Raw genomic sequence first — 21,725 nt, 5'->3', positions numbered from 1 at the left:
CCGTGTTCTTGGGGTTGTTTGTTTCGCGCTCTTGCGCTGTATTGTCGCTGGTCGGTCATGCTCGGCTCGTGCGAACATCCCCTCCCACGCCGGAGGGGCCGGCGGTACGGCAGGGTATCCCGGTGACACGCAAGGGCAGGACGACAGCAGGAATCTGGCTTGGCCTGTTCGCCATGCTGATGATCCATGCCGGCCCCCTGTATTCCGCCCTGCGCGTCCTGCCGGCGCAGGAAGTCGTCCAGTCGCCGGTGGCGGGCGATTCCGCCTTCTGCGGCGAGGCACCCGAGCCCGCCGTCCACCACCATGCGCCGGCGGCCGATGGCGAACTCGCCTGGCTGGCGGCCCTGGAGCTGTGCGGCTATTGCGAACTGCTGACGCTCAATCCGCCGCTGGCCCTGTCCCTCGACCTCAGCCTGCCGTACTACGCGCCGGCCTTCATCCTGCCGTTGCCGGAGAAACCGCTGCCGGTCGCGCCCCGCCGCGGCGTCGGGCATCCGCGCGCGCCCCCCGTCTTCCACGCCTGACCGGCTTCCCGGCCACCTTCATCGTCCGCTCGCGTCGCATCGCGCGCCGGCAGCGCTTCGTTCGCTCGCCGGGTCCGATCTGCGCCCGTGCGGACGATCCGGTGCGCCTTTCCGAAATCCGACGACGTGGAAATCCGATGAACCGCGACAAGTTTCGCCGTGCGGCGCGCCCGCACCTGCCCAAGACCTTTTCCCGCCTCCTGCCGCACTGGCGCCGGGCACCGGCGCATGCCGCGCTGCTCGGCCTACTGGCCAGCGGCAGCCTGCCGGCCGCCGAGCCGGAAGACGACAGCGACTCCCTGCAAATGTCGCCGCTGGTGATCACCGGCGTGGCCCTGGATGCGCCGCTGACCGTGGTGACCGACCCGCGCATCCCCCGCCAGCCGGTGCCGGCCAGCGACGGCGCCGACTACCTGAAGACCATTCCCGGCTTTTCCGCGATCCGCAGCGGCGGGGTGAACGGCGACCCGGTGTTCCGCGGCATGTTCGGCTCGCGGCTCAAGCTGTTGACCAACGGCGGCGAGATGATCGGCGCCTGCCCGGCGCGGATGGATTCGCCCAGTTCCTACATCGCGCCGGAAACCTTCGACGAACTGACCGTCATCAAGGGCCCGCAGAGTGTGCTGCATGGCCCCGGCGCCTCGGCCGCCACCGTCCTCTTCGAACGCAACCCGGAACGTTTCGACGCGCCGGGCGGGCGTGTCGACATGAGCTTCCTGGCCGGCTCCAACGGTCGCTTCGACCGCCGCATCGATGCTGCCGCCGGCGCCGAGCAGGGTTATTTCCGCCTGCTCGCCAACCGCTCCGACGCGGACGACTACGAGGATGGCGACGGCGACACCGTGCCCTCGCGCTGGGACAAGTGGACCAGCGAATTCGTCGCCGGCTGGACGCCGACCGCCGACAGCCTGCTGGAACTCACCTACGGCATCGGCGACGGCGAGTCCCGCTACGCCGGGCGCGGCATGGACGGCACCCGGTTCGACCGCGAGAGCCTGGGGCTGCGCTTCGAGCTGGAGAACATCGGCGAGGTTTTCCAGAAGGTCGAGGCGCGGCTCTACTACAACTACGCCGACCACGTGATGGACAACTTCCGCCTGCGCAGCCCGGATGCGGATTCCAGCATGCCGATGCCGATGGCCAGCAACGTCGACCGCCGCACCCTGGGCGGACGCCTGACCGGCACCTGGCGCTGGGAGCACTACCAACTGGTCGCCGGCCTCGACTACCAGACCAGCGAGCACCGCGAGCGCTCCTCCACCTACACGAGTGCGAGCCACGGCATGTCCATGGGTCATCACGTCATGACCAGCGCCTCGTTCGTCGACGCCGACGACTATCCCTGGAACAAGGACGCCGATTTCCACAACTTCGGCCTGTTCGGCGAACTGACCCGGCACCTGGGCGACGCCTCGCGGCTCGTCCTCGGCGCGCGGCTGGATCGCAGTTACGCCGAGGATCACCGCGATACGCTGAGCGGCAGCATGGGCATGTCGAGCTGGAACAATCCCACCGCCGGCAAGGAGCGCGGCGACACCCTGCCCAGCGGCTTCGTCCGCTACGAACACGGCCTCGCCGGCATTCCGGCGACGGCCTATGTCGGCCTGGGGCACACCCAGCGTTTCCCGGACTACTGGGAACTGTTTTCCTCCACCAACAGCATGGGCCGGACCAGCGCCTTCGATTCCATCCACCCGGAGAAGACCACCCAGCTCGACTTCGGCATCCAGTACGCGCGGGGGCCGCTGGAAGCCTGGGCCTCCGGCTACCTCGGCTGGGTGCGGGATTTCATCCTGTTCGACTACGCCAGCGGCATGTCGGGCATGGGTTCGTCCTCGGCGCGCAACATCGACGCACGCATCTTCGGCGGCGAGGCGGGTCTGTCCTACCGCTTGAGCCAGCATTGGAAGACCGACGCCAGCCTGGCCTACGCCTGGGGCAAGAACAGCTCGGACGGCCGCGCGCTGCCGCAGATCCCGCCGCTGGAAGGGCGTTTCAGCCTGACCTACGAGCAGGGCGACTGGAGCGCCTCCGGCCTGTGGCGGCTGGTGGCCAGGCAGACGCGGGTGGCGGAAGGCCAGGGCAACGTGGTGGGGCAGGATTTCGGCAAGAGCGCCGGCTTCGGCGTGCTCTCCTTCAACGGCGCGCACCGCTTCAACCGGCACCTCAAGCTCAGCGCCGGCGTCGACAACCTGCTGGACAAGCGCTACAGCGAACACCTCAACCTGGCGGGCAACGCCGGCTTCGACTATCCGGGCGACACGCGGATCAACGAGCCGGGGCGGACCTTGTGGGCGCGGGTGGACCTGAGCTTCTGACGGCCGGGGGTGTCGCCACCCCGAGGGAGCGAACCCGTTCGCGATGCTTCCGGCTTTCGGCGCCGCCATCGCCGGTGGGTCAGCTCCCGCGCTCCGGTCGTTCATCGCACCGTTTGGGGCGTGTCACTGCGGCGTGCTGGCCTTTCGGTTAGAAAATATTAAAAGGTTATTAGTTTAATAATTTATTAGATCGAAATCGGATAAAAGATTTAGGCTCCCCAGCTTCTCAGTGGCTTGCGCGGGCGCGCGGGCCGGTCCAAGCAGAGGGAGTCAGAAAATGCGTTCCATAACCTTCCATCGGCGCCTGCTGGGGGCCCTGACGCTCGTCGCCGGCCTGGCGCTCGGGTTGCCCGGTGTCGCCAGCGCCGAGCAGCAGGCCCTGAAGATCGGCTTCCAGAAGGGCGGCGGCCTGCTGGCGGTGCTGAAGTCCCAGGGCGTCCTGGAGAAATCCCTGGGGGAACAGGGCTACCGGGTGACCTGGCACGAATTCCAGGCCGGCCCGCAACTACTCGAAGCGCTGAACGCCGGCAGCGTCGATTTCGGCTACACCGGGGCGCCGCCGCCGATCTTCGCCCAGGCGGCCGGTATCGATCTGGTCTATGTCGGTGCCGAACCCCACGCGCCGAGGACCGAGGCGATCGTCACCCACAAGGATTCGCCGATCGCCGACATCGCTGGGCTCAAGGGCAAGAAAGTGGCGGTGCAGAAAGGCTCCAGCGCCAACTACCTGCTGGTGGCTTCGCTGGCCAAGGCCGGCCTGAGTTTCGCCGACATCCAGCCGGTCTACCTGCCGCCGGCCGATGCCAGGGCGGCCTTCGAGAACCGCAGCGTCGATGCCTGGTCGGTATGGGACCCTTACCTGGCGGCCATCGAGAAGGGCGCATCGGTCAGGGTGCTGGGCAACTACGAGGGGCTGTCGCAGACCAACGCCTTCTACGAGGCGTCGCGCCGTTTCGCCGAGACCAATCCGAAGCTGCTCCAGGCGCTCCTGGGCGAGCTGGCCAAGGCCGGTGCCTGGGCCAACGACAACCCCGGGGAGGTGGCGCGCCTGCTCGCCCCGCAACTGGGGTTGCCCGAGGATGTCCTGACCCTTTGGCAGAAACGCGCCCGCTATGGCGTGCAACCCCTGTCGGCGGAGATCGTCGCGGTGCAACAGAAGGTCGCCGATACCTTTCATGAGCAGAAGCTGATCCCCAGGTCGGTGAAAGTCGGGGAGATCGTCTGGAAGGCACCGCAATAGTTCCTCGACGCGGCCGTCTTCTTCCCCGAGCCGGCCGTTCCTCCCGCGCATGCGCCGCGCTCGCCGGCGCATGCCGCTCTCCTCGAGCCGCCCGCACTTCCCGACTCCTATGAACCTGTCGTGGAACGAAGAGCGCCGGGCGTTTTCTCCCGGCGGCAGTCGCTCGTCCTCGCCCGGCCCGACGCCGGGTCCCGTGGCGCCTTCGCAGGCTTTCCGGCCGGAAGGCCACGCCATCCATCTTGCCAGCATGCCGCGACTACCCACCTGGGGGGGAATACCTGGGGGGGGAGGGGCAGTATTCTTGTCGTGACGGTCACCGCTTCGTCCCGCCTGCGGAACCGCGCGCAGAACAAAAACAAGATCGAGAGGAAAGCCGGCACGACCGGCCCGAGGTAGAAAGATGGATCGACGATACCGACCACCGGCTTGCAGCCACCCCGGCTGATCCGCAACGCCCCTGGCAAGCGCCAGTCCGCCCAATCCAACGAAACCGACGTACGACCCGCCGTGCCACCGCCGCGGGACGCGGCACCGTCTTGCCGGGTCGCGGAACCCGGCCCGTCCGCGTCATGCTCCAGCAACAGGAATGAATCCATGCGTTTCAACAAGAAGAATCCAGCCTGTGCCGCGTCCTTGACTCTCGCCCTGGGCATTTCGACGGCCGCCGTCGCCGCCGACGACGACGAGGGCTTTCTCGAGGGCTCCCGCTTCAAGGTACTGAACCGCAACATCTACTTCAGCCAGGACTTTCGCAACGGCGACAGCGCCCTCAACCCGCAGACCGGCGAGAAGAAGACCCGCCGCAGCGAGTGGGCGCACGGCGTGATCGCCACCTTCGAGTCCGGCTTCACCCCCGGCCCGATCGGCTTCGGCCTGGACGTGCGCGGCCAGTTCGGGATCAAGCTGGACGGCGGCGACGGTCTGGTCGGTAACGGCATGGCGGGCAACGGTATCGTCCCGCGGCGCGGCTACAATTTCGACGGCAGCCCCAAGGACGAATTCGGCCGGCTCGACGTGGCGCTGAAGATGCGCCTGTTCGACGACACCGAACTGCGCTACGGCGATGTCCGCCCGCTCACCCCGGTGGTCAACACCAGTGACATCCGCCTGCTGCCGCAGAGCTTTCGCGGCGGCACCGTGATGAACACCTCGATCGAGGGCCTGACCCTGCAGGCCGGCAAGCTGGAATCCAACGCCGACCGTACCGCCACCGCCCACAACGGCGACCTCGGTACCGCCTACGGCGGGCGCTTCAAGGAGTCCGACGACTTCGTCTACTTCGGCGCCGACTACCAGGTCAACGATCGCCTGCTCCTGCGCCTGCACCACGGCCGGCTCGACGACGTGTGGAACCAGGCGTTCCTCGGCGTCGAGTGGAACCAGCCGCTGCGCGAGGGCCTGAAGCTCCGGGCCGGCGGCAAGTACTACCGCACCCGCGACACCGGCAAGTCGCTGATGGGCGATATCAACAACGATTCCTGGAGCGCCCATGTCGGCCTCGACGTCGGCGCCCACAGCTTCACCGTGGCGCGCACTCACATCGACGGCGACACACCGTTCGACTATGTGTGGAACACCTGGGACTTCTACCTGGACACCTTCTCCCAGTCCTCCGACTTCAACAACCCCAACGAACGGGTGTGGATGGCGCGCTACGACTACGACTTCGCCGGTATCGGCATCCCCGGCCTGAGCTTCACCACCCGCTACATGCGCGGCACCGACATCGACGGCACTAAGGCCGGGCCGCACTACGCCGCCTACCAGAACATCCGCGACGGTCGCCACTGGGAGAACGACGTCTGGCTCGGCTACGTGGTGCAGAGCGGTCCGGCCAAGGACATGACCTTCCGCATCTGGCACGCCACCCACCGCGTCTACGGCGACCACACCGCCGAGGCCAACCTCGACGAACTGCGTCTGATCTTCGAATACCCGCTTGACTTCCGTCTGTTCTGAACAGGCCCTTGCCCCTGCGGGAGCATCTCCCGCAGGGGCTTTTTTCGTTTCGCGGCCGCGGTTGCGGCCAATCGGGGCTCCTGCCTCCGTCTTTCGCACTACTCTTGTTCGATAACCAAGCTGCCGGCCCGGGTCGGACACGTTCCCGTCCGCTATGCGGCCGGTGTTTTCCGCTACGCGACAGACGCGGGTAGGGGAGGCACGAATGGTCACGACAAGGGCGGCGCAGCCGCTGCGCATCACGCTGACCGGGATACTGGCGCTGCTGATGGGCGCCCTGTTGGCGCTCGGCGGCGCCTATCTGGCGGTCCTGGGCGGCTCCTGGTACTACCTGCTCGCCGGCCTCGGGCTGCTGGCCGTGGGCATCCTGATCCTGGCGAGACGGCGGCTGGCGATCTGGCTGTATGCCGTGCTGCTGCTCGCCACCCTGGCCTGGACGATTCACGAGGCCGGCTCCGACTGGTGGCGGCTGGCGGCGCGCATCGACCTGTGGTGGGTGCTGGGGCTCTGGCTGCTGCTGCCCTTCGTCAACCGCCATATCGGCGTCCCGGCGCGCTGGCGGGACGGCGCCAGCGGCCTGCTCGGCATCGCTCTGCTGCTCGGCGCACTGCTGGCCGGTTACGCGCTGACCCGGGACCATTCGCGCATCGCCGGCGAGTTCGGTGCCGAGCGCATGGCCGGCGCAAGCCCGGCGGGAGCGGCCGACCGCTCGGCGAGCGAGTGGCCGGCATACGGCGGCTCGGCGCGCGGCGACCGCTACTCGGCGGCCGACCTGATCACCCCCGGAAACGTCGGACGGCTGAAGAAGGCCTGGGAATACCATACCGGCGACTGGCCCCGCGAAGGCGACCCGGCCGAATTCACCAACCAGGTCACGCCGCTGAAGATCGGCGACAGCCTGTTCATCTGCACCCCCCACAGCATCGCCATCGCCCTGGACGCGGACAGCGGCGAGGAACTGTGGCGCTTCGATCCGAACATCAACCGCGAGGCCAAGTACTACCAGCACATGACCTGCCGCGGCCTGGCCTATCACGATGCGGCGGCCTACCCCGGCGCCGGCGGCGAGGCCGCCGCCGGCGTTCCCGCGCGCTGCAGCCGCAGGCTGTTCCTGCCGACCAACGACGCCACGCTGTACGCGCTGGACCCCGGCGACGGCAAGCCGTGCGAGGACTTCGGCACGGGCGGCATGATCGACCTGAAGGTGGGCCTGGGCGACCAGGCCCTGGGGGTGTACCTGCCGACCTCGCCGCCGGTGGTGACCGAGAAGCTGCTGATCGTCGGCGGCTCGGTGACCGACAACGGCTCGGTGGACTCCCCCGGCGGGGTGATCCGCGCCTACGACGTGCGCAGCGGCGCGCTGGTGTGGAACTGGGACCCGGGCAACCCGGAAGCCACCGAGCCCCTGCCGGCGGGCGGGACCTACGTGCGCAGCACGCCGAACTCCTGGACCATCGCCGTGGCCGACGAAGGGTTGGGGCTGGTCTTCATCCCCACCGGCAACCAGACCCCGGACCAGTGGGGAGCGCGGCGCTCGCCGCAGGCCGAGCGTTTCACCGCGGCCCTGGTGGCGCTCGATCTGGCCAGCGGCAAGGTGCGCTGGGAATTCCAGGCCGTGCACCACGACCTGTGGGACCGCGACCTGCCTTCGCAACCGACCCAGGTCGATCTCGACGGCCCGCAGGGCAAGGTGCCGGCGATCATCCAGGCGACCAAGGGCGGCGATCTGTTCGTGCTGGACCGGCGCACCGGCCAGCCCGTGGTGCCAGTGCGCGAGCGGCCCGTGCCGCAGGGCGCGGTCACGGGCGATTTCACCGCACCGACCCAGCCGGCCTCCGATCTCAGCTACGCCCCGCAGGAGCCGCTGCGCGAGCGCGACATGTGGGGCGCCACGCCGTTCGATCAACTGCTGTGCCGCATCCGCTTCCGCCAGTTGCGCTACGAGGGGGACTTCACGCCGCCGAGCGAGCAGGGCTCGCTGATCTACCCCGGCAATGTCGGCACCTTCAACTGGCCATCGCTGGCGGTCGATCCGCAGCGGCAACTGCTGTTCGCCGCGCCCAACTACCTGGCCTTCGTCTCGCGGCTGGTCGAGCGCGGCGAGGTCGAGGCCGGGGAACGCCGCGAAGGCGGCGGCGAACTCGGCCTGCAGCCCAATCTCGGTGCTCCCTACCTGGTGCACCTGGGACCGTTCGTCTCCCCGCTGGGCCTGCCCTGCCAGTCGCCCCCCTGGGGCTACGTCACGGCGGTGGATCTGCGCAGCATGCAGCCGGTGTGGATGCACAAGAACGGCACCAGCCGCGACAACGCGCCGTTCATCCCGTTCGCCGTGGGCGTGCCCGCGCTGGGCGGGCCCCTGGTCACCGCCGGCGGCGTGGCCTTTCTCAGCGGCACGCTGGATTACTACCTGCGCGCCTACGATCTGCGCAACGGCGAGGAACTGTGGAAGGGGCGCCTGCCCGCGGGTGGCCAGGCGACGCCGATCACCTACCTGTCGGAAAAGACCGGCAAGCAGTTCGTCGTGGTGATGGCCGGCGGGCACAGCTCGTTCGGCACCCGGATCGGCGACTCGCTGGTCGCCTGGACACTGGAGGACGAGACGGAGCGCTGAAGCCCGCCGCTGGAATCGCTGATGGCGACATCGTCGCATTTGGCCAATTCCGGTTTTCCGGGCTACGTTGAAAGAGGGGCCGCGCATGATGCGAAAGCGCCCCGGATAGAGCGAAAAACGGATAGGGAGATCTAAGCAGTGGGTGACTTTTATCAGGTCGGAAGCAAAGTGATTTCTGGCGAAGACTATGGATTTCAGATCGAGGAGGAAGAAGAGGAGGAAGAGGAGGAGCTTTTCTATCCCGACCTCGACCATGTAGCGAAACTCAGCGATAACTGAACAGGAAGGCCGCGAAATGCGGCCTTCCTGCTGTATGGGTATCTGGTTTGCCCGAGCGTCCGGCGGACGCAGCCATGGGCGCTGTCGTCTACCCTTTCTCAAGGCGTTTCGCTGCATCTCTGGCGGACTGAAAGGGAGAAAAAGCAATGACGCTCAAAGACTTGGCCGCTCGCTCCGCGAGTTTCGACATGCGTCTGCGCAGCCTGCAGGGTTCCTGGGAGCCGGACTGGGAGAGGCTGCGGATAGGGATGGACGAACGGCCCGCGCTTCTGCGGCAGATGCGCCGGGATTCCGTCCTGTGGCTGTACGGCTACATCGTCGCCCTGGCGGACAAGAAGCTGGTCGACGTGGGCGACGCCGAGCGGATGCAGTGCGAAATCCTGGACATGCGGGATGCGCTGTAGTCCGTACTTGGTCGATCCGCATGCCGCCACGGTGCCCGAAGGTATGGCGCCCCGCCGGCGCCGACGCTCCTGCCGGTGTCGGCAAGCGGCGGCTGGCTGCGCTTGAGGCAATCGGCCGCACGGCCCGGCGGCTGCCCGCCCGCCGTATCATGAGGCCTCGATAGCGTATTCCGCGCCGAGGTCGGTCGTCATGAAGAACATCCGCATCGCCTATCTTGTTCTGTTCGTCGGGCTCGGCCTGCTCTGGCTGCTGGCCGACGAGCGGCTGGGCGCGCCCTACGAATTCTTCGCCCTGCGCCGTTCGCTGGTGAACCTCACCGGCATCCTGGCCGTGGGCGCGATGAGTCTCGGCGTCTTCCTGGCGACCCGTCCGGCCTTCCTCGAATCTTTCCTGGGCGGCCTGGACAAGGGCTACCGGCTGCACAAGTGGCTCGGCATCTCGGCGCTGGTGATGGCCATCGTCCACTGGCTATGGGTCAAGGCGCCGAAATGGATGGTCGGCTGGGGCTGGCTGGAGCGCCCGGCGCGCAAGGCGTCCGGCGGCGAGGAGGTCGGGGCGCTGCTCGGCTTTCTGCGCAGCCAGCGCGGGCTGGCCGAGCAGCTCGGCGAGTGGGCTTTCTATGCCGTCGTCGTGCTGATCCTGTTGGCGCTGTTCAAGCGCTTTCCCTACCGCCATTTCTTCAAGACCCACCGCCTGCTGGCGATCGTCTACCTGGTGCTGGTGTTCCATACGGTGGTGCTGATGGACAGCGCCTACTGGATCTCGCCGCTCGGCGTCGCCATGGCCGCGCTGCTGCTCGCCGGCAGCACGGCCGCCGGCGTCTCCCTGCTGCGCCGGATCGGCGGCAGCCGACGCGCGCTCGGCCATATCGAGGCGCTGGAGCTGCACCGCGACAACCGGGTGCTCGGCATCGACATCCGCCTGCAAGACCGCTGGCCGGGCCACCGGGCCGGGCAGTTCGCCTTCGTCACCTTCGACCCGGCCGAAGGACCGCATCCCTTCACCATTTCCTCCGCCTGGCACGACGACGGGCGTCTGCGCTTCCACGTCAAGGGCATCGGCGACTACACCGCGACCCTGCCGCGGATGCTCGAGGTCGGCGATCCGGTCGGCGTGGAGGGTCCCTACGGACGCTTCGACTTCGCGGGCGGCAAGGCGCGGCAGATCTGGGTCGCCGGCGGCATCGGCATCACGCCCTTCATCGCCCGGCTGCAGGCCCTGGCGAAACGGCCGGACGGTCGCGGCGTCGACCTGTTCTACAGCACCGCGGCGCCGGACCAGGCCTTCATCGAACGTCTGCGGACACTCGCCGAGCGGGCCGGGGTGCGCCTGCACGTGCTGGTCAGCGGCCACGACGAGCGCCTGACCGGCGAGCGCCTGCGCGAGCGGGTGCCCGACTGGCGCGGCGCCGATGTCTGGTTCTGCGGCCCGGCCGGTTTCGGCCGCTCGCTGCGCGCGAGCCTGACCGGCAGCGGCCTGCCGGCGGCGGACTTCCATCAGGAACTGTTCGAGATGCGCTGAGGCGCGCATCCTTTTCCAGGATCGGCGTATGAAAACCGGCCTGCGCGTCTCGCATGGCGTATGAAAGCGAGTCGGCGGGTCCGGTCCCTTCGCGCCCACCATGGCTGGGCGGCTCGGCCATGGCCCGCTGATCCCGCGCGCCACGCCGGGTTGGCCGCGAAATGGGGGCGGCGGGCCTGAGACAGGGCGTCTCAGAGCCGTCCCCGCCGATCCGTCCAAACGAGACGCAGCGTCTCGCCGGACCCTTCCCCGGACCGCCCGAATCTCCCGGAAGATCCCTCTGCCACGGACCTTCGCGCCCGTCTCTAGAACTCTGGCACCGACCTTGCTCCGGTCAATGGCGTGAAGCAGCAGGCCTCACCAGCCAATAACAACAAGCAGAGGTGCGAGATGTCCGAGCCATTCCTTCCCCGATCCTTCCTGTCCGCCAGTTCCGCCCGCGATGCCGGCGGCGGGTCCGGCAGCGGCGGCGCCATGCGTTAGCCGCGGACGGCCAGTCGCGGACGGCCAGTCGTCCCGACCGGCCGGGCCGTTCCAGATCGAGATCACTCCCTGCCGTGCAGCCACTGCGGGAGACGGCAGCGCTTTGCCCATGACTTCCGGGCCGACGCCAGGGATGGTCGTCATGCTCCAGCAACAGGAAATGAACCCATGCGTTTCGACAACAACAAGAATCCAGCCCGTATCCTGTCCCTGTCCGTTCTTCTGGCCCTGCCGATCGCCGCCCTGGGCGAGGAGGGTTTTTTCGAAGGCTCCAGCTTCACGTTGCTCAACCGCAACTTCTACTTCAGCCAGGACTTTCGCAACGGCGATCGCTTCCGCAACGCGCAGACCGGCGAGAGCAAGCACTTTCGCGCCGACTGGGCGCACGGCCTGATCGCCACCTTCGAGTCCGGCTTCACCCCCGGTCCGCTCGGCTTCGGCCTGGACGTGCGCGGCCTGTACGGCATCAAGCTGGACGGCGGCGACGGCCGGGTCGGCGACGGCATCGGCGGTCCCGGCCTGATCCCGCGGCACGGTCACGACTTCGACGGCAGGCCCAAGGACCAATTCGGCAAGGTCGACGTCGAACTCAAGCTGCGCCTGTTCGAGGACACCGAGCTGCGCTACGGCGACGTCCGTCCCCTCAGCCCGGTGCTCAACACCAGCGACATCCGCCTGCTGCCGCAGAGCTTTCGCGGCACGCTGGTCAAGAACACCTCGGTCAAGGGCCTGACCCTGCAGGGCGGCAAGCTGGAGTCGAGCAGCGACCGCACCGCCACCGCCCACAACGGCCCGCTGGGCACCGCCTACGGCGGGCGCTTCGAGGAGGCCGACGACTTCGTCTACGGCGGCATCGACTACAACCTCGACGACCGCCTGCTGCTGCGCCTGCACCACGGCCGGCTCGACGACGTCTGGAACCAGTCGGCCTTCTATGCCGACTGGCGGCAGCCGCTGGGGGAGGGCCTGAGCTTCAACGCCGCCTTCCGCTATTACCGCACCCGCGACACCGGCAAGTCGCTGCTCGGCGACCTGGACAACGATTCCTGGAGCCTGCAGGCCGGCATCGGCGTCGGCGCGCATGCCTTCAGCATCGCCCACACGCGCATCGACGACGACTCGCCCTTCGATTACGTCTGGCACACCTGGGACTTCTTCCTGAACACCAACTCCCAGGTCTCCGACTTCAACAACCCCAACGAGCGCGTCTGGCTGTTTCGCTACGACTACGACTTCGCCGCCCTCGGCATTCCCGGACTGACGCTGATCGCCCGTTACGTGCGCGGCACCGACATCGACGGGCGCGACGTCGGGCCGGCCTACGCCGCCTACCAGAAGGTGCGCGACGGACGCCACTGGGAGCGCAACTTCTGGCTCAGCTACGTGGTGCAGAGCGGGCCGGCCAAGGACCTGAGCTTCCGGGTCATGCAGGCCACCCACCGGGTGAACGGCGACCATACCGCCGAGGCCGACATCGACGAGCTGCGGTTGATTCTCGAGTTTCCTCTCGACCTGCGCATGTTCTGAGCAGGCGTTGCCTCTGCGGAACCGACCGTCTCCTGCAGGGGCTTTTTTATTCCGGCGCGGCTGCCTTCGGCAGCCGCGCCCCATCGACGCCGGCATCCGGCTCAGCCGCCGGCCACCGCCAGGGGCGGACGCTCGCTGGCCGTCCGGTGCTCGTCGGCCAGGGCATCGGCCTCGCGGATGGCCCGGTAGACGTCGTCCGGCGCGACCGCGAAGGGCATGTTGCCCATGCTCTCGCGTTTTTCGCAGGCGCGTTCCGCCACTCGCCGCCACTGCGCCTCGGCGAAGGTCCTGACGCCGAGTTCGCGCAGGCCCAGCGGCAGGCCGACGGCCCGGCTGAAGTCGAGCAGCGTGGCGATTTCCTCCTGCGGCGCCCGCTCCAGCACCAGTTGCGCGAGCAGGGCGAAGGCCATCTTCTCGCCATGGCGGGCCTGCTGCAGGGCGGGCACGGCGAGCATGCCGTTGTGGATGGCGTGGGCCGCGGCGCGGCCGCCGCCGTCGGCGCTCACCCCGCTGAGGTACACGGTCGCTTCCAGCACTGCCTCCAGTGCCCGGCTCGAACGCTGGCGCTCCACGTCGAGGCGGGCCTGGACAGCGTTTTCCAGCAGGCTGTCCAGGCACAGGCGGGCACTGGCCAGGGCGGTGCGCGCGGCGCGCGGCGGCACCCGGCGTTCGGCCTGCGCCCGGTAGCAGGCGCGCACCTCGAAGTAGGTCGCCAGGGCCTTGCCGATGCCGGCGACGAACAGCCGCGCCGGCGCCGCGGCGAGGATCTCGGTGTCGGCCAGGACCAGGTCCGGGGCGCTCGGCAGGAGCATGCAGCGGTCGAATTCGCTGCTCAGGGTATAGATGAGCGCGCGAGCGGTGCAGGCCGCGTCGCTGGAGGCGGTGGTCGGCACGGTCAGCACCGGCAGCCGTTCGTGGCAGGCGACCGCCTTGGCCGTGTCCAGGGTCTTGCCGCCGCCGATGCCGACGATCAGCTCGGCCTTGACGCTGCGCGCCATCTCGCGGTTGCGGTTGATCTCGATGCGCGTGCATTCGTGGCGGAACTTGCCGAACACCGCCGAGCCGCGTTCCCCGAACGAGGGGCCGGCCTCGGCGATCGCCCGTTCGAGGATGAACTTGTCGCAGATGACGTAGGCGCGGTTGCCGAAGGCCTGCGCGTAACTGCCCAGCTCGGCCAGGAGTCCCTTGCCGATGAAGAACTTGCCCGGAGGTCGGATGGAGATTGCACCGTTCGGCATCATGATGGATGGCCCTGTTGTCGGATCTTGTAGGCGTCGGGTCGCGGGCCGGGAAAGGCATTCCCGGGGCCGTGGGTGGCCGGGGCTACGGTAGGAAAAGGCCGGGAGTCGGAATAACTACCCGGATGGGGGGCGCGGACGTGTGGGATAGGGCATTATTCTTGCCGGACGACGCGCTCTGCCGTGCGGGCCGCGTCGGAGACAACAAGAACAGGTCGGACAGACCGGTTTCGAGGTACAGAGGATGGATCGACGTCACTCCGAGCGCCGCTTCGCTCCCGTCTACAGCCAGGGCACCTGCGGCCTGCCGCTGATCGCCACCAAGTTCGTTCCGCCGCGTTCGCCCGGCCTGCTGCTGGTCCGCCCGCGCCTGATGGCGCGTCTCGAACCGCTGGCCGAGCGCAGCCTGGCGCTGGTCTGCGCCGGCGCCGGCTTCGGCAAGACCACGCTGCTCGCCCAGTGGCGCGGCCAGTTGCAGGAGCACGGCCAGGCCGTCGCCTGGCTGAGCCTGGACGAGGGCGACGACGTGCCCGAGTATTTCTGCCACTACCTGCTCGACGCCCTGTTGCCGCTGCACCCCGGTCTCGGCTGGCGGCTGGGCTTTCTCGCCGCCGGGCTGCCGTCCATCGACCTGGTGTTCGGCCACCTGATCAACGCGGTGCAGGCGGTGGAGGCGCCGCTCTACCTGATCGTCGACGACTACCACGCGATCCGCAATCCGGCGATCCACCGCGCCTTCGCCTACCTGCTCGAACACGCCCCGGCCAACTTCCACGTGCTGCTCGGCAGCCGCAGCCTGCCGACGCTGCCGCTGAGCCGTCTGCGCTCGCGCAACCAGTTGATCGAGGTCGACACCAACGACCTGCGCTTCAACCTCTGCGAGGCGCGCCACTACTTCGCCGACTCCGCCGCCCTGACCCTGAGCAACGCGCAGACCCAGCGCCTGCTGGAGCTGACCGAGGGCTGGATCACCGGCATGCAGATGGCCACCCTGTCGCCGTCGATCAAGGACAACCCGGCGCAGGCCATCGACAGCCTGAGCCATGGCGGCCGGCTGGTCGGCCGCTACCTGGAGGACGTGGTGTTCGAGCCGCTGCCGGCGGCGGTCGACGACTTCCTGATGCGCACCTCGATCCTCGACCGCTTCTGCGCCGAGCTGTGCGACGCGGTCACCGGGCGCCACGACGGCCACGCCATGCTCGACTGGATCGAGCGGCACAACCTGTTCGTCGCCGCGCTGGACGACCATGGCCAGTGGTTCCGCTACCACCACCTGTTCGCCGAGACCCTGCAGGCCCGCCTGCGCCGGCGCACCGACCTGGACATCGCCGCGCTGCACGAGCGCGCCGGCAACTGGTTCGCCGGGCAGAGCCTGTGGGCCGAGGCGACCCGCCACGCGCTGGCCGCCGGCAAGGTGGAGAGCGCGCCGGGGCGCGCCGGGCTGGGCGCCCAGTCGCTGGCCGAGCGCGGCGACATCGACACCCTGCTGGGCTGGCTGCAGCAACTGCCGATCACCGCCGACGAGCACCGCATCAGCCTGCAGCTCAACCTGGCCTGGGCGCTGGCCCACCGCTTCCGCTTCGACGAGTCGCGGCGTCTGCTCGGCGAACTGCGCCGCTGGTTCGCCGTGCACCCGGCGCGCCGCGACCTGCGCGTCAAGCTGGACGCGGTGGCGGCCATCTGCGAGGCCTTCGCCGAGAACGTGCAGACCGGCATCGCCCTGGCCGAGCCGCTGCTGGCGCAGATCCCCTGCGGCGACAGTTGGGTCGACGGCCTGGTCTGCAACGTCCTCAGCTACTGCCACCTGGTCCTCGGCCAGCACGAGGAGGCGCAGGCCGTGCAGCGCCACACCCTGTATCCGGGCGCGCCCACCGAGAACCTCTTCGTCACCGTCCATCGCGCCTTCATCCTCGGCCAGAGCCACCTGCGCCAGGGCGACCTGCGCACCGCCGAGGCCTGCTTCCTGCAGGCGATGGAGTCCGCCGACCGGCTCACCGGGCCGCAGTCCAGCGGCAGCGCCACCCTGGCCGCCTCGCTGGCCGAGCTGGCCTACGAGCACGGCGACTGGGAGCGCCTGGACGCGCTGGTGCGCCAGCGCGGCCTGCAGATCGACCGCGTGGCGCCGCTCGACGGCGTGCTGTCGGTCTACCGCGCGCTGAGCCGGCGGGCGCTGGCCGAGGACGACGGGGTACAGGCGCGCCTGTTGCTCCAGCACGGCCAGGAAATCGCCGCCCAGCGCCGCTGGAACCGCCTGCAGGCGGCGCTGCTCGCCGAGCAGGTGCGCCTGCAATTGCAGCGCGACGACCTGGCCGGCGCCGAGCACATGCTGCGGCGCATCGAAATGCTGAAGAGCGACGAAGGCACCATCCCCGGCTGTCGCCACTACGCGCGCATCGCCCGCGCCCGGCTGCTGCTGGCCCAGGGGCTGGGACTGGCGGCGGCCGACTGTCTGGCCGGGGTGGTGGCCGAATTCGAGGCGCGCGGCCAATTGCTCGAAGCCGCGCGCCTGCGTCCGCTCTGGGCCATCGCCCTGTGGCAGGGCGACGAGCGCGACGCCGCCGTCGCGACCCTGCTGCCGGCGCTGCAACTGGGCCAACGGGAAAACCTGCTATGCAGCCTGACCGACGCCGGCCGCGCCCTGCTGCCGTTGTTGAGCCGCTGCGCCAGCGCGGAGGCGGGCAGCGGCGAACTGGCGGGTTACCTCGCCATCCTGCGCGAACGCCTCGGCGGCGACGACTGCGCCGAGCCGCCGTTCAGCCTCAGCGAACGGGAAAGCCAGACCCTGCGCCTGGTCGCCGCCGGCCAGTCGAACAAGGAAATCGCTCGTACCCTGGACATCTCCGTGGAAACGGTGAAATGGCACCTGAAGAATCTTTACGGGAAGCTTCAGGTCACCAGCCGCACACGGGCGATGAGCCGGGCGCGGGAGTTGAGCCTGCTGGAATGAGCCGGCGCCGGCCGCGACTTGCGCCGGGGCGCCGGCAGCCTCTCAGTCGGTCGCGACATCCTTGACCAGGAAGCGATTGGCCGCGCCGACGGGAGCGGCCAGCGTGCCGGGCAACACCGCGTCCAGTCGCTTGGAGTAGTCCTGGGCCAGGTGCGCCTCGTGCGAGGCCGCGTTGTCCCAGCGCTCGAACAGCAGATAGGTCCGTGGCTGCGATTCGACGGCGTACAGTTCGAAGGCGTGGTTGCCGGGCGCCCGCCGCGCATGCGGCGTCACTTCGGCCAGGGCTTCGAGGAAGGTCTGTTCCCGTTCCGGCTTGACGCTGAGCAGCACGATCACGTTGCGCGATCCGGCGGCGGCAGCCGTGGCGAACGGCTTGCGGGCGTCGGCCCCGAGGCCGGGCACCGCGCTCAGGCGCAGGCTGCTGGCTTCGCCGGCGAGATCGCTGTCGGCGCGTTGCAGGACCGCCTTGAGGTTGGGCTGGGTCATGTGCTTGTCGAGGACGGCCTGGCCGGCCCAGCGCTCGAACAGATAGAGCCTGGGAGCGCCGTCCTCCGGCTGGAACACATCGAACGAGAAATTGCCCTGTTCCCGGCGCGAGGCGCTCGCGTTGGCCTGCATCACCGGCAGGAAAGCCGGGAACGCCTCCGGCTTGAGGGGAAGGATGTTGAACAGCGTCACCGGCTTGTCGCCGGCGCCGGCCGGGCTGCCGTCGGTCGTCTGCGCGAAGACGCTGTCCGCCGCGCCGGAAACGGCGGTGACGAAAGTGGCGGCCTGCAGCAGTCGTTGCGGGAAGGCGAAGGTTTTCATCGTCGAACTCCTTGGGCGATGGGAAAAATCGGATCAGCGCGCGGCGAGAATGTGCCGGCCGGCCTCGGCCGGCAGGGACAGGCTGTCGACGACCGCCAGCAGGGCCAGGCCCGCGATCAGCCACAGCGCCAGATGGAAATCGCCGGTGGCCGCCAGTGCCGGATCGGTTCCGCGGATAAGCTCGGCCAGGGTCAGCGCCAGGGCGCCAAAGGCGATGCCCATGCCCGCGTTCATCTGCTGCAGCACGGAGAACAGGGTGGTGGCATCGCGCATCTGCTCCGGCGGTACATCGGCGAAGCCGATGGCGTTGAGGGCGGTGAACTGCATCGAGCGGGTCATGCCGCAGACGAACAGCAGCGCCGCCACCCAGCCCGTCGGGGTGGTCGGTTCGAGCAGCGCGCAGGCGGCGAAGCCGGCGGCCACCAGTAGGCCGTTGCCGAGCAGCACCCGGCGGAAGCCGAAACGGTTCATGATCCAGGTGGTGGCCGGCTTCATGCACAGGTTGCCGGCGAACAGCCAGAGCAGGAGCGTGCCCGCCTCGACCGCGCTCCAGCCGAAGCCGAGCTGGAACATCAGGGGCAGCAGGAAGGGCGCGGAACCGATGGCGGTGCGAAACAGCGAGCCGCCGACCGCGGTGATGCGAAAGGTCGGGATCGCCAGGGGCGCGAGTCCGAACAGCGGGTGTTCGATGCGGCGCAGGTGGCGCAGAGCCAGGCCCAGCAGCGCGAGCCCGGCGGCCAGCGTCGCGAGCCAGCCGGCGAGCGGCCAGGCCGGCCGGCTGGCCAGCTCGATACCGGCCATGAACAGCGCGAAGCCCAGCGCGCTGAGCGCGAAGCCCGTGCCGTCGAAGCGCCCGACCGGCCGCGGGCCGTCGCGCACCAGCAGCAGCGCCGCCAGCAGGGCCAGCGCGCCCAGCGGCAGGTTGAGCAGGAAGATCCAGTGCCAGCTCCAGTGGGTGCTGATCCAGCCGCCCAGCGGCGGCCCCAGCACCGGCGCCAGCAGCGCCGGCCAGGTGAGGATGGCGATGGTGCGCACCATGTCTTCCCTGGGCGTGCCGCGCAGCACGATCAGCCTTCCCACCGGCACCATCATGGCCCCGCCGAAACCCTGCAGGATGCGGGCGGCGGTGAACTCCGGCAGGTTCCGGCTGGCCGCGCAGAGCAGCGAGGCGACGGTGAACCCCACGATGGCCAGGGCGAAGACCCGGCGGGCGCCGAAGCGGTCCGCCGCCCAGCCGCCGGCCGGGATGAACACCGTCAGCGCCACCAGGTAGGCCGACACGCCGACCGACAGGTGCGCCGGCGCCGTGCCGAAATCCAGCGCCATCGCCGGCAGCGAGGTGGCGATCACGGTGGCGTCCAGGTTCTCCATGAAGAACACCACGGCCGCCAGCAGTGCGATGGCGGTACGACGGTCGAACCGGGTCACGGTCATCATGCTCGCTCCAGATGGGATTGCGCCGGCTCGCGCGGCGAAGGATTGACCTGCGCCGCCACGCCGACCCGGCCGAGCATCTGCACGTGGGCCGGCTCGGGCACGCCGAGCGCCGCATGCAGCTCGCGCACGTAGGGGAGGATCGCGGCGAAGTCGTGCAGCGCCTGGCTGTGCGGCTGCATGGCGAGGCCCATGCGGGTGGCCTGCAGGTGCAGGCGGACCCAGTCGCGCCCGGCGTCGAACATGCCGATGCGATCGTATTGCGCGGAAGCGATCCACAGATGCGCGTCGCCGCTTTCCACCGCGGCGCGGTAGTTGCGCCGGTTGGCCTGGAAGACGGCGCTGGCGGGATCGGACAGGCTGGCTTCGCTCACCGGCCCCGGCGCTTTCGCCAACACGGCGTCGGGCATGGCCGGACCCCAGGGGGCCGCGGCGATGGCGGCATCGCCGATGCGGGTATAGCGCGCCACTTCGTCGCGGGTCGGGGCGAACTCCTGCATTTCCGCATCCCAGGCGCGCAGGGTGATGTCGCGGATGCGCGCGGCGCGCTCCGGCTCCAGGTTCCAGAACACCCGTTCGGGCCGGCGCGCGACGGCGACCAGTTCGCGCAGCCGCTCGGGGCCGGGCGTCCCGGCGCGGTCGAACGGGGTGCGGTTGGTATGGCGCTGCAGGACGGCATCCAGCAGCGGGTCGCGCACGGGCGTGGCCGGCGACAGGTGGAGCAGCGCCAGCGGCCGGCCGTCGAGCAGCGGCCAGGCCTCGCCCTCCGGGAAGGCTTCCACCCGTACCGCATGGCCTTCGGCCTGCAGGGCCAGCACGTAGAGTTCGACGAAGGCGCCGAAACCCACGGTGAGCTGCCGGTCCGGCAGGTCCGAAACGGAAAGGCGGCGGTCGGGCGCGCAGCGGACGAGGATGCGCGCCGCGTCGGCGAACTCGACCCGCCAGGGCTGCAAGTTCTGCGGATTGGGGGCGAGGATGGCATGGGCGAGCGCGCGCACCCGCGCGTCCGCATGCGCGCGCAGCGCTTCGGCGGTCCAGGCGGACCAGGGGCCGGCATCCGCGTCGGCGGCATGCGCCGCGGGCCGGGACGCCAGCCAGAGCGCCGTCGCGGCACCGGCGGCGGCTTGCAGGAGAACACGTCGTTGCATGGATCGCTCCGGAAACTGGGTCGTGGTCAGGGAATGATCCGGCGTGCGCGCAATTGCTCGAACAGGCGCAGGAACATCTCGGTGCTGTCGACGACATCGTGGAAGCCGGCCTGGCGGATCTTGGTGGTGCTGGAGATCACGTCCCAGTCGCAGCGGAAGATGAAGTCGCCGAAGGCCCAGGCCGCGAGCTGTTCGTAGGGGATCGGGCGCAGCCCGTGCCGCTCCGTCAGCGCCTGCCACAGCGGCCCCTTGTCGGCCATGTACGCCGCCAGCGGGATCGTCTGCGGCTCGCCCACCTCCATGTCGAACCAGTGCGCGACCGCCTCCCAGACCTGCCGCCAGCGGAACACGTCGCCGTTGGTCAGGTTGTAGGCCTCGCCGCCTCTGGCCAAGGTGGCGGCCCACGCCGAGCCGCGCGCCAATTGCGCCGCATCGGTGACCTGGGCGAGCTTGCCGTAGCAGGCGGCGCTGCCGGGAAAGCGCAGCGGCAGGCCGAGCGCCTTGCTGATGCTGGCGTACACCGCGATGACCATCGCCAGGTTCATCGGGTTGCCGACGGCGAAGCCGCAGACCACGTCCGGGCGCAGCACCACCGCATCCCACGGCCGGCCCGCGGCGAAGGCCAGCAGCCAGTCCTGCATGTCGTAGTAGAAGTTCGGCGGCATGTGGCGCGGATCGTCCTCCCGCGCCGGCGTCTCGAACGCTCCCAGGTGGGCGCCGTAGTACTTGGCGCCTTCGTAGAGCACGACACGCCGCAGTTTCGGCGAGGCGGCCGAGACGGTCTCGACCAGGTTGCGCAACATGCCCAGGTTGGCATCGATCAGCGCCTGCGGCGTCGCATGTTCCTGGTAGGCGGCATGGAAGATGTGGGTGACATCGTCCAGCGCGCCGAGCCTGGCCCGGATGTCGCGGGCATCGAGCAGATCGACGGAAATGTAGCGGGCGGCCGCGTCGCCGGGCGGCGGGCGACGCGACAGGCCGATCGTTTCCCAGTCGTCCAGAGTCGCCAGATGCTCGACCAGGTTGCGGCCGATCACTCCCAGGCCGCCGGCCACCAGGGCCTTCTTTTTCTCAGTCATTCTTCTTCTCGCTCATCGGGGCTTCCCGGGTATCGTTCGGTGTGGTTTCCAGGCGGGCGAACGACTGGGTCGTCGCTACCTCCGGCCGCTTGACGTTCATCCGCGGCGGCAACGAGGCCAGCCTGGCCAGCGCCCGGATGGCTGGCGGCGTGCCGGCGCGGGGCGAGCGCTCGGGGCTCGATGGATGGTTCGCGGACATGGTGTG

16 protein-coding genes are annotated in these 21,725 nt (G+C 69.2%); 10 read left to right on the top strand and 6 right to left on the bottom strand.

The features are described from left to right. Positions 1-122: 122 nt before the first annotated feature. The 9 genes from AVCA_RS18245 to AVCA_RS18210 all read left to right on the top strand — a co-directional run bounded on the left by AVCA_RS18245 (position 123) and on the right by AVCA_RS18210 (position 12,867). The gene (locus tag AVCA_RS18245) at positions 123-524 is read left to right on the top strand and encodes a DUF2946 domain-containing protein (RefSeq protein ID WP_012702522.1); all 402 of its coding nucleotides are present in this window, start codon (positions 123-125) and stop codon (positions 522-524) included. Positions 525-661: 137 nt separating this feature from the next. Next, positions 662-2,842 (top strand): TonB-dependent copper receptor, encoded by a 2,181-nt coding sequence (locus AVCA_RS18240; RefSeq protein ID WP_012702521.1) that lies wholly within the window; start codon positions 662-664, stop codon positions 2,840-2,842. Between the two features lie 277 nt (positions 2,843-3,119). Continuing rightward, the gene (locus AVCA_RS18235) at positions 3,120-4,082 is read left to right on the top strand and encodes a sulfonate ABC transporter substrate-binding protein (protein WP_012702519.1); all 963 of its coding nucleotides are present in this window, start codon (positions 3,120-3,122) and stop codon (positions 4,080-4,082) included. A gap of 594 nt (positions 4,083-4,676) precedes the next feature. Beyond that, positions 4,677-6,041 (top strand): OprD family porin, encoded by a 1,365-nt coding sequence (locus AVCA_RS18230; RefSeq protein ID WP_012702518.1) that lies wholly within the window; start codon positions 4,677-4,679, stop codon positions 6,039-6,041. A 205-nt stretch (positions 6,042-6,246) separates the two neighbouring features. Beyond that, a complete protein-coding gene (locus AVCA_RS18225) occupies positions 6,247-8,652 on the top strand; it encodes a membrane-bound PQQ-dependent dehydrogenase, glucose/quinate/shikimate family (RefSeq protein ID WP_012702517.1) in 2,406 nt (801 codons plus the stop codon). 138 nt (positions 8,653-8,790) lie between these two features. After that, entirely contained in the window at positions 8,791-8,931 is a 141-nt protein-coding gene (locus AVCA_RS26520) for a hypothetical protein (RefSeq protein ID WP_156483606.1), read from the top strand. Between the two features lie 146 nt (positions 8,932-9,077). Continuing rightward, positions 9,078-9,335 carry a hypothetical protein gene (locus AVCA_RS18220; protein ID WP_012702516.1) on the top strand — a complete coding sequence of 86 codons (258 nt, stop codon included), beginning with the start codon at positions 9,078-9,080 and terminating at the stop codon, positions 9,333-9,335. A 190-nt stretch (positions 9,336-9,525) separates the two neighbouring features. Further along, positions 9,526-10,857, top strand: a complete 1,332-nt coding sequence (locus AVCA_RS18215; RefSeq protein ID WP_012702515.1) for a ferredoxin reductase family protein — start codon at positions 9,526-9,528, stop codon at positions 10,855-10,857. A 651-nt stretch (positions 10,858-11,508) separates the two neighbouring features. Further along, complete coding sequence (locus AVCA_RS18210; RefSeq protein ID WP_012702513.1) at positions 11,509-12,867, top strand: OprD family porin; 1,359 nt, start codon at positions 11,509-11,511, stop codon at positions 12,865-12,867. A gap of 101 nt (positions 12,868-12,968) precedes the next feature. Here the strand turns inward: AVCA_RS18210 and AVCA_RS18205 are convergent, their stop codons facing one another. Beyond that, complete coding sequence (locus AVCA_RS18205; protein ID WP_012702512.1) at positions 12,969-14,108, bottom strand: glycerol dehydrogenase; 1,140 nt, start codon at positions 14,106-14,108, stop codon at positions 12,969-12,971. A 241-nt stretch (positions 14,109-14,349) separates the two neighbouring features. Here AVCA_RS18205 and AVCA_RS18200 point away from each other — a divergent pair, with 241 nt between their 5' ends. Continuing rightward, positions 14,350-17,052 carry a LuxR C-terminal-related transcriptional regulator gene (locus tag AVCA_RS18200; protein ID WP_012702511.1) on the top strand — a complete coding sequence of 901 codons (2,703 nt, stop codon included), beginning with the start codon at positions 14,350-14,352 and terminating at the stop codon, positions 17,050-17,052. 42 nt (positions 17,053-17,094) lie between these two features. On the opposite strand, the gene AVCA_RS18195 is transcribed toward AVCA_RS18200, so the two are convergent. The 5 genes from AVCA_RS18195 to AVCA_RS18175 are packed head-to-tail and all read right to left on the bottom strand — an operon-like array spanning position 17,095 to position 21,719. Then, positions 17,095-17,859, bottom strand: a complete 765-nt coding sequence (locus AVCA_RS18195; protein ID WP_012702510.1) for a putative quinol monooxygenase — start codon at positions 17,857-17,859, stop codon at positions 17,095-17,097. A 33-nt stretch (positions 17,860-17,892) separates the two neighbouring features. After that, on the bottom strand, positions 17,893-19,296 hold the full coding sequence (locus AVCA_RS18190; protein ID WP_012702509.1) for an MFS transporter: 1,404 nt from the start codon (positions 19,294-19,296) through the stop codon (positions 17,893-17,895). After that, positions 19,293-20,441 (bottom strand): nitroreductase family protein, encoded by a 1,149-nt coding sequence (locus AVCA_RS18185; protein WP_012702508.1) that lies wholly within the window; start codon positions 20,439-20,441, stop codon positions 19,293-19,295. Before AVCA_RS18185 ends, AVCA_RS18190 begins: the two co-directional genes overlap by 4 nt. A 26-nt stretch (positions 20,442-20,467) precedes the next feature. Beyond that, complete coding sequence (locus tag AVCA_RS18180) at positions 20,468-21,520, bottom strand: SDR family oxidoreductase (RefSeq protein ID WP_012702507.1); 1,053 nt, start codon at positions 21,518-21,520, stop codon at positions 20,468-20,470. Continuing rightward, positions 21,513-21,719: a hypothetical protein gene (locus tag AVCA_RS18175; RefSeq protein ID WP_012702506.1), complete on the bottom strand. Its 207-nt coding sequence runs from the start codon at positions 21,717-21,719 to the stop codon at positions 21,513-21,515. Before AVCA_RS18175 ends, AVCA_RS18180 begins: the two co-directional genes overlap by 8 nt. Positions 21,720-21,725: the final 6 nt, after the last annotated feature.

The organism is Azotobacter vinelandii CA, assembly GCF_000380335.1.
Taxonomy (GTDB): Bacteria; Pseudomonadota; Gammaproteobacteria; order Pseudomonadales; family Pseudomonadaceae; genus Azotobacter; species Azotobacter vinelandii.
This window is presented reverse-complemented; position numbering and strand designations above follow the sequence as displayed.